Raw genomic sequence first — 7,697 nt, 5'->3', positions numbered from 1 at the left:
CCGCTACGACAAACGCGCCTACGTTTTCCACGGCACCATCACCACAGCAGCCATCAGACTCTGGCTCCGCGAATGATCCGCCGGACACAACCTAGCCGTCACCCTCGCCTCACTCCTGATGTGGGCGTGACATTTGACGACAGAACCTAGTACCAACGCTGGTTTTCGCTCCAGTGGCAGTCCCACTGGGTGGCCGGGGCACCGTTGTCGGTGCGCCAGCCGCCGATCTCCAGGCATTTTCCGCTGTTCACGTTGACCAGGGCCACCGTGTAGTCGCTCGTGGCGCGCAGCTGCCACAGCTGGTTGGCGCCCCCGTGGCAGTCCCACTGGTCGATAGCTGCGCCGTTGGCGGTGGACCAGCCCTTGACTTCGAGGCACTTGCCGCTTTGGGCGTTGTAGATGAGCCTGGCGTTTCCGTAAGCGGCCCCGTACCACTGCTGGTTGGCGCCGCCATGGCAGTCCCACTGGGCGACCCCGGCGCCGTTGGCGGTGGACCAGCCGCTCACTTCCAGGCACAGCCTGCTGTTGAGGTTGAGCAGCAGGTCCCACTTGGACAGGTCCACGGCGGCGGCGGGGGAGGCGGGCAGGGCAACGGAGATGAGCACGGCGCCGACGGCTGCGCCCAGGGCGCGGCGGACGGACTTGATGATGTTCAGGCGCACGAAGAAATCCCCCTCATAGGGCCGGTCACGGCCCACACGAAATCGACGCTGACCATACTTGATCTTGACGCGGTCACCAAGGCGTCTCATGCGTCGGTCGTTGCCGACTACGCCGGCTCCGATCGGCAGACGGCGCTGCTGGCGAGCACCCGGGCCTGGCCCCCGCGCGCGGCCCGCACAGCCGACGCCGCCCCCGGCCCGGAAGGCGAAGCGGAGCTGCGGAGCGGCCGAAGGCCGGGCTCGCGGCAGCCGGGCCCGCCCGGGCGGCCATGCTGGAGATCTTTCATCGCTCTCGCGGAAACGGGGGGGTCTTCGTACATGTGATGACGGCGGGCGGTGACCTGCTCGTGGAGCAGGGCGGCCGCGCGAGGTGTCCCCCGCGTCGATCAGGGCACGGGCGAGGGTGTCCTGGACGATCTCCCGCTCCACCCGCACCCCACCCAGACGCCCCACCTCCCCCTCCAGGTCCCGACAGTTCCCAGTCGGCCGGCACTGGGAAGAGCACGGGACGTGGCTGCGCCCGTTGCCTGCTGACGCTCGCGATATTCCTCAAGGCCGCCCTGACCGGGGCAACGGAGGCAACACGAGGGGAGGCCGTTGCAACGGAAAGTCACCAGGCCTGCCGCCCCCAGACTCGTATGGAGCCTGGCAGACAGGTCACTCCCCGGAAAGCCCGGGATAGTAGCCGCGTTCGTAGTACTGCAGGGTGGCCGCGTGCTTTTCGCCGGCACCACGGCAGATCGGGCACACCCGGTCCTGATGGCACTCCGGACACCTTCGCCGCCCCCGCTCGACGTCCGGTATCCAGCTACGTCCCCAGCACGACGAACACCAGCCCAGGCCATCGCACTCGTAGCACAGCACATACCCCGGCCTGAGCGTGTCGGGTGTCCGCACGGGGTCGGGCTTGACCATAACTTCAGCCGTGCGAAAGGCCAATGACGGGGTTTTCGCCTGGTAGAGCACCACGTTGGAAATCTTGGAGATCCGCACCTGGACAACGACGCCGTCGTACCTGCCGGTGATGAAGTGTGCCTCGGTGACCTCTTCCTCCACAGCCCAGCCCGCGGCGGCCAGAGCTTTCGCCGCCCGCTGTCCCATCTCCGCGGGAGACACGGATTCAGGCCTGGCACCACGGAAGGTCATCGTGTGGTGAAACTGAAGCGGCTCATGCCAGTCAGAGACGGAGGGCACTCCCAACTCCTGCGGAGAGACCCTTGCTTCCGGCGTCAGGCGGGACACCAGTTCACGCACCTGCACGTGCATGAACAGACCCAGCCGCTCCAGCTCTTCGCGTGCACCCGGTATATCTGTCATCAGCACCCCTGCAGCACGCTAACTCAAGGGCAGCAGCGTGCCTAGACAAAGCCCCACCCAGCCGCGACATCGTCGACGTTCTGTGGACTGCTGATGTCGTTGCGCCACCACTCGGGCAGCTCCCCGTTCCACCGCGCCGCCAGCGCACAGCGTCCTGCACGCTGCCGTCACCCCAGCGCCAGACGGGCCGTCGCCAGTTCCACGCAGGACACGACGGTCTCGCAGCGTATGCCGACGTCAGAGCCACGGAGCTCGCTGAGGCAACCATGTCCTTCGGGTCCTCGCCAGCCTCCAGGAAGACGGGCTCGATGATGCGGGCGATCTTCGTGGTGTCGTTGCGGTTGAGGCGGAGGGCGCGGCCGATGTTCTGGACGATCTCGGCCTGGGAGCCGCGGGTGTCGGTGAAGCGGATCGCTTCCACGCCCCGCTCGCTGGTGATGTCGACGCCTTCGCCGAGGAGGCGTACGGAGGCGAGGAAGGCGCGGTGTACGCGGCGGTGTTCGCGTCGATGCGCCGGGCGTGCACACCTGCCAGGGCGGACATCGTTTGTTCAGGTGTCAGTGCAGAGCAGGCGGGAGAGCGGTGGCCGTGGAACGCTGGTCGGCGTGGCAGGTCGATGAACACGCGCGTGAGCAGCGCGAGAGGTGGGCGCGCGAGGAACGCGAGCGGGAGGCCCGGCAGCGGGAAGAGGACCGGGTGGACGCTCGACCCGGTGGACTTCCTGGCGAGCCGGTTAGCGCCGGGGCGGGTCCGGTCCATCGCCAGGCGCCCTGCCCAGCCGCTCGAAAGTGACCTGCTGGAGGCGATGGAGGTCCGGCCCTGCGTGGTCTGCGGGGCGGACGCCGGCGAGGCGTGCGGGCCCATGGCCGGCACACCGAGGTGCTCCGGCCTGACCCATCTGGCCAGGCTGCGGAAGCTGGGGCCGGGTGAGGACTCGCTGACGGCGATCCGGGCGCGGGTCGAGGAGGCTCGGCAGGTGGAGGAGGAGTACGAGATGTGGGCGCTGGGCGAACGCTGCTGGTGCGGGGCTGAACCGGGCGCGGTGTGTCGTCTGGTCAGCGGGGCCAAGCGCGTCGGAGCGGTCCACCGGGACCGCCTTCTGGGCTCGGGCACCCGCTTCGGTGACGGGCCCGGACTGGCCCGTCGCGGTGAACCCCCGCGCGTGCCACTCACGGACCCCGGCCGCGTCGGCGGCTGCGGCTCGGTTGTCGGGCGCTGGGGAGGTTCAGCCGTGGATCTCGTCCACCAGCATGCGCAGGGTGAGGCTGTGCTTTTCCGGGGGCAGGGCGTTCATGGCGGCGGTGGCGTGGGCGATGCCGTCCGTCTTGTCGCCGGAGCGGGTGAGCATGAGCGCCTGGTGCAGTTGCAGGTGGGTGGCGAAGCGGGGCAGGGCCGCGGGGAATTCGGCCAGCGCCTGGTCCTGCGCGTTGGTCGCGGCGTGTTCTTCGCCGAGGCGGGCGAGGAGCAGCGAGCGGAAGACGTTCAGCCGCCACCAGGGCACGGCGTAGTCGGAGGTCTGCTCATGCGATCCGGCCGCATCGAAGATGCGCCGGCCCCGCTCATCCAGGGCCAGGGCGGTGGTCCGGTCGCCGCGCAGCGCGGCGGCGTGGGCTTTGCCGTAGACGGCGTTCAGCAGCCCCAGCGACGGCTGGTCGCCGGCCAGGGCCAGCGCCTGGTCCGCGAGGACGTCCGCCACCCCCAGCGAGGCGCCTTCGTACCCGAAGGCGATGGCGGCCCCGCACCCACACCCGGACCGCAGGGGCGGCGGACTGGTCGGCGGCGGTCGCGGCCATCCGGTACCAGCGCACGGCCGCGCTGCCGTCGCTGCCGGGGAAGGTCTTGGCGTACAGGGTTATCAGCCGGGCGGCCGCCGACCACAGCCGGGGCGTCTCGAGCTGCTGCACCACGACGAGTTCGCCCGCGACCCTGCGTTGGATGTCGGCGGCGCCCATGGACATGTAGTCGGTGCCGTAGGCGGCCAGCTTCGCTTTCCACTCCTCCTCCGAGGGCCCGCCGGCCAGCCGGGCGGCGAACCCCCGGGCGAGGAGATTCGACATGGGAGCATCCCGGTGTGCCACCGCCTTTCCGCTCCAGGTACTGCTGGAGGGACGGTTCGCATCAGCTGGCTCTGTGGCGGGTTCGGCTGAGAGGCTTCTGACCTCCACCCGCGCGGGGGTGCCTGGTGGCTTCGGGTTTCAGGTGCAGATGATCGCCTTGATCTTCGCGAGCTCCCGAGGGTTCGTGACCAGATCCTTCAGGACTCCGATGTCCTTGAGGGAGAGTGTGCTGAGGTCCAGTTGGAGGAGGGGGTTGCCCTCGCTGGTGCAGATCTGGTTCTGGTTCGCGCACAATGTCACGACAAGCGCGTGGGAGAGATCAGCGCGGGCTTCCGCGAGCTTGTGCTCGCATTCGGTGTCCTTGGCGGTGGTCGTTACGGACGCGTTTTGGGCGGTTGCTGCTGCGGCGGTGGGGGCGGTGAGGCCGAGGCCGATGAGGCTGGCGAGGGCTGTTGCTGCGGCGGCACGCTGGAGGTAGTGCACAGGTGTTCTTCCTTTCGGGGAGGTACGAGGCCCGCTGGGGTCGCGGGGCGTACTTCCTGATCCTGTGAGGCCCCGTCACCGGACGCACGCCGACGTAGGCTGGTTGAGGGAGGGCGGTGGATGACCCGCGAGTGCTTGTGCGGCCGGCCGCTGGGGTCCCCATAGCTGCTTCAGGCCCTTCGGCTCGGCTCGGCCTGGCCGGGCAGCCGCCGTTCCTCGGCTGCCCGGCTGTCATGGGCGTGCCTGTTCACAATCGGTCTGTCCAGGTGGGGCCCACACTCGAGCCAGCGTGTCAGCGTCAGGCCCGAGCCAGTGGAGGGGTGCAATAGGCAGTGCGGGAAGTCGCCTTCGGACCGGCCGCTCCCGGCCCCCATGGCGCTGCCGACCGCGGGCAGGTTCCCGGCTGCCGTCACACGTCGCCGGGGCACCGCCCCGGTCGGCAGCATCCACCCCCGCTCCTGAGGCCGACAGGGTTGTGCCCTGATGTCCTGCGTCTGGTGCTAGGCAAGGCGTTTCTTCGGTCGGGGTTGGGCGTTGAGGAGGGCCCACCAGGCGTGGCCGTCGTGGTCGGTGTGGGAGCCGCAGGCTTCCACGGTGCGCAGTACCGCCACCTCCGCCGGTACCTGGCGCACGGCGTCCTGCTCGTCAATCTGATGGTTGAGGACCATGACGAGAACCTTCGCGTCCTGGTCGGCGAGGTGGACGCTGACCCGCTTCCCGCCGGCTGCCACGGCCGCGCAGACCAGGCCGTGCACGGACTTGAGGAAGTCGTGTTCGTCCAGCAGCGGGTAGTCCCACTCGGCGACGGCCAGCGCAGCCTGCCCGGCGGCCTTCTTCGCCGCCCACTGGTCCGCACGGAACGCCAACACCCTGGCCCGCCGGCTGGTGACGACCAGCCGGGGCGGCACCCCGGTGAGCGACTTCGGCTTCGTCGCCGGCTGCGGCGCCTCCACCGGCTTCTTCTGCGGCGGCGGCGACTTCGGCGGATAACTCGGCGGAACCTTCGGACCCCTGGCTTCCACAACCTCACTCATACCCCACCACGCTACGCCCGTTGACCACCGCAGTGCACCGGCATCGACCACAGCGCTCCACCGCGACACGCGACGGATCGCCGTGCGAGACCCGAGAATTTCCGAGCCGGGCGCCCCCTTGGAGGGTGGCGTTCTCCCCGGATCCGCGTCGTCGGCCGGGTGGGTGCGGCACGCTGGAACCGGCCGGCGCCGGGGCCGGCCAGCACGCCGTACGACGGGAAAGAGGGTGGGGAGCCGTGGATCAGACGCTGAGGGACCTGGGGGCTGCGCACGAGGGTGCGGTGGGGGTGCTGCTGGAGGACGGCAGTGAGCCGGGCCCGGTGTACTTCGACGTGGGCAGCGGCGGCCACATGCCGTCGTCGACGGCCTGGCACGCGTACGACGGCCGGTTCGGCCGCCCGAGGGCCGCGCTCCTGCGCGGGGCGTGTCCCAACGACTCCGGAGGCCGCGTGTACGACCTCCTGGTGCTCCAGGTCGGCACGGCTGGCTGACCGGCGCGTGCGCGTTCGCGGTGGCGCGGGGCGGTACGACGGCGCGGCAGTGCCCGCCGTCTGAGGCGCCCCGGTCTCCGCCCGGTCTCGGCGCACGGGCCTTCTCGGCTGCGGCCACGAACTTTCCGGCCAATGACAGCGGAAATTCGGCAGCACAGCGCGCGAATCGGCCAGACTCCGCTCAGACCCGACACGATGGAAGGACTGTGGCGACGATGCGCCGAGCGAGCCGGCTTCGGGAAGCGGACGACTACCTGTTCTCCTTCATCGACCGCTGCCGCGCAGAGGCGAAAGGAGAGGGGAACGATGTCATCCCGCTCGGCGTCGGGGACTGCGACCTGCCCGCCCCACCGCACATCGTGATTGCCCTCCAAGAAGCGGCAGACGAGGTCTGGGCGCACCGCTACCCCCCGTACGAAGGCACACCGGCCCTGCGTCGGGCCGCCGCCGCCTACCTTGCGCGCCGCTTCGGGGTCACGTCGGACCCCGGCACCGAGGTACTGGTCACCCTCGGCAGCAAAGAGGCCATGGCACACCTGGCGCTGGCCTGCGTGGAGCCGGGCGACGTGGTGCTGGTGCCCGACCCGGCGTATCCCGTCTACGCGACCTGGGCCCGGTTCTGCGGAGCCGAGGTCGTCACGATGCCACTGCGCGAGGAGAACGGATTCCTGCCCGACCTCGCCGCGATCCCGCCCGCCGTCGCCGCGCGAGCGCGGCTGCTGTGGGTCTGCTACCCCAACAACCCCACCGCCGCGCTCGCCACCAGTGATTTCTACGCGGAGCTGGCCGCCTTCGCCCTCCGGTACGGGATCACGGTCGCCTCGGACGCCGCCTACAGTGAGATCTACTACGGCTGCGAACCACCGCCCTCGTTCCTGGAAGCACCGGGAGCGATGGATTGCGGTGTGGAGTTCCACTCGCTGTCCAAGACCTACAACATGCCCGGCTGGCGAGTCGGTTTCGCCGCCGGGAACACCGACGTGATCGCAGCGTTGCGCGAGGTCAAAACACATACCGACTCGGGCACCTTCGCCGCGGTCCAGCACGCCGCCGTCGCCGCCCTCACCGACACCACCGGCTACCCCGACCACCTGCGCGCCGTGTACGCCGGACGCATGCGGCTGCTCTGCGACGGGCTGGAGGCCGCGGGCCTCGACGTCCTGCGACCCCAGGCCACCTTCTACTGCCTCGTCCGCACGCCCGCCGGGCTGGACAGCGAGACCTTCGCCAAGCGCCTGCTCACCGAAGCCGGCGTACTCGGCATTCCCGGCACCGGCTTCGGTCCCGGCGGCGAGGGCTTCCTGCGCCTGACCGTATGCGCCGACGACACCACCATCGCCGAGGCAGTGAAACGGATCACGGCTGTCAACTGGCGCGCCTGACAGAGCGTCACCGCCAGTGGGGGCTCAGCGCTGGGCGTTGGCGGTCTTGGGGGCGACGAGGCAGGTGCCGGTCCAGTCCTGGCTGACGCTGGTGGAGGCGGTCTGGGCGAGGTCCGCGAGGGGGACAGCTTCGGCTATGCCGGAGGGCTCGAGGTGCCCCTCGCGCCCTGTTTTGGGGGCAGCCTGTCACGCCCAGTCGACGCCCAGCTGCGCGAGGGCGGCGTGTTGGTCGGTGGTGAGTTTGTCGCGTTGGGTTTTGGTGTTGGAGATC

The 7,697-nt window shown here is 69.9% G+C and carries 7 protein-coding genes and 2 pseudogenes; 2 read left to right on the top strand and 7 right to left on the bottom strand.

Features of this window, described 5'->3' with window-relative positions:
* Positions 1-146: 146 nt before the first annotated feature.
* The 6 genes and pseudogenes from ACZ514_RS32155 to ACZ514_RS32130 form a co-directional block, all read right to left on the bottom strand.
* Complete coding sequence (locus ACZ514_RS32155) at positions 147-662, bottom strand: RICIN domain-containing protein (RefSeq protein WP_468474420.1); 516 nt, start codon at positions 660-662, stop codon at positions 147-149.
* Between the two features lie 657 nt (positions 663-1,319).
* Positions 1,320-1,985 (bottom strand): hypothetical protein, encoded by a 666-nt coding sequence (locus ACZ514_RS32150; protein WP_469126329.1) that lies wholly within the window; start codon positions 1,983-1,985, stop codon positions 1,320-1,322.
* A gap of 244 nt (positions 1,986-2,229) precedes the next feature.
* A pseudogene (locus tag ACZ514_RS32145) lies at positions 2,230-2,475 on the bottom strand (hypothetical protein); the annotation flags it as partial.
* A 729-nt stretch (positions 2,476-3,204) separates the two neighbouring features.
* A complete protein-coding gene (locus ACZ514_RS32140; protein ID WP_469126328.1) occupies positions 3,205-3,675 on the bottom strand; it encodes a hypothetical protein in 471 nt (156 codons plus the stop codon).
* A 499-nt stretch (positions 3,676-4,174) separates the two neighbouring features.
* On the bottom strand, positions 4,175-4,519 hold the full coding sequence (locus ACZ514_RS32135) for a hypothetical protein (RefSeq protein ID WP_469126327.1): 345 nt from the start codon (positions 4,517-4,519) through the stop codon (positions 4,175-4,177).
* Positions 4,520-5,019: 500 nt separating this feature from the next.
* Complete coding sequence (locus ACZ514_RS32130; RefSeq protein WP_469126326.1) at positions 5,020-5,553, bottom strand: hypothetical protein; 534 nt, start codon at positions 5,551-5,553, stop codon at positions 5,020-5,022.
* A 236-nt stretch (positions 5,554-5,789) separates the two neighbouring features.
* Here ACZ514_RS32130 and ACZ514_RS32125 point away from each other — a divergent pair, with 236 nt between their 5' ends.
* Together ACZ514_RS32125 and ACZ514_RS32120 are read left to right on the top strand one after the other, a co-directional pair.
* Entirely contained in the window at positions 5,790-6,044 is a 255-nt protein-coding gene (locus ACZ514_RS32125) for a hypothetical protein (RefSeq protein ID WP_469126325.1), read from the top strand.
* A 215-nt stretch (positions 6,045-6,259) separates the two neighbouring features.
* Positions 6,260-7,426 carry an aminotransferase class I/II-fold pyridoxal phosphate-dependent enzyme gene (locus ACZ514_RS32120; protein WP_469126324.1) on the top strand — a complete coding sequence of 389 codons (1,167 nt, stop codon included), beginning with the start codon at positions 6,260-6,262 and terminating at the stop codon, positions 7,424-7,426.
* Between the two features lie 24 nt (positions 7,427-7,450).
* On the opposite strand, the pseudogene ACZ514_RS32115 reads toward ACZ514_RS32120, so the two are convergent.
* Positions 7,451-7,594, bottom strand: a pseudogene (locus ACZ514_RS32115) (DUF3052 family protein); the annotation flags it as partial.
* Positions 7,595-7,697 lie beyond the last annotated feature (103 nt).

This window comes from Streptomyces sp. NPDC034086, assembly GCF_055575515.1.
This window is presented reverse-complemented; position numbering and strand designations above follow the sequence as displayed.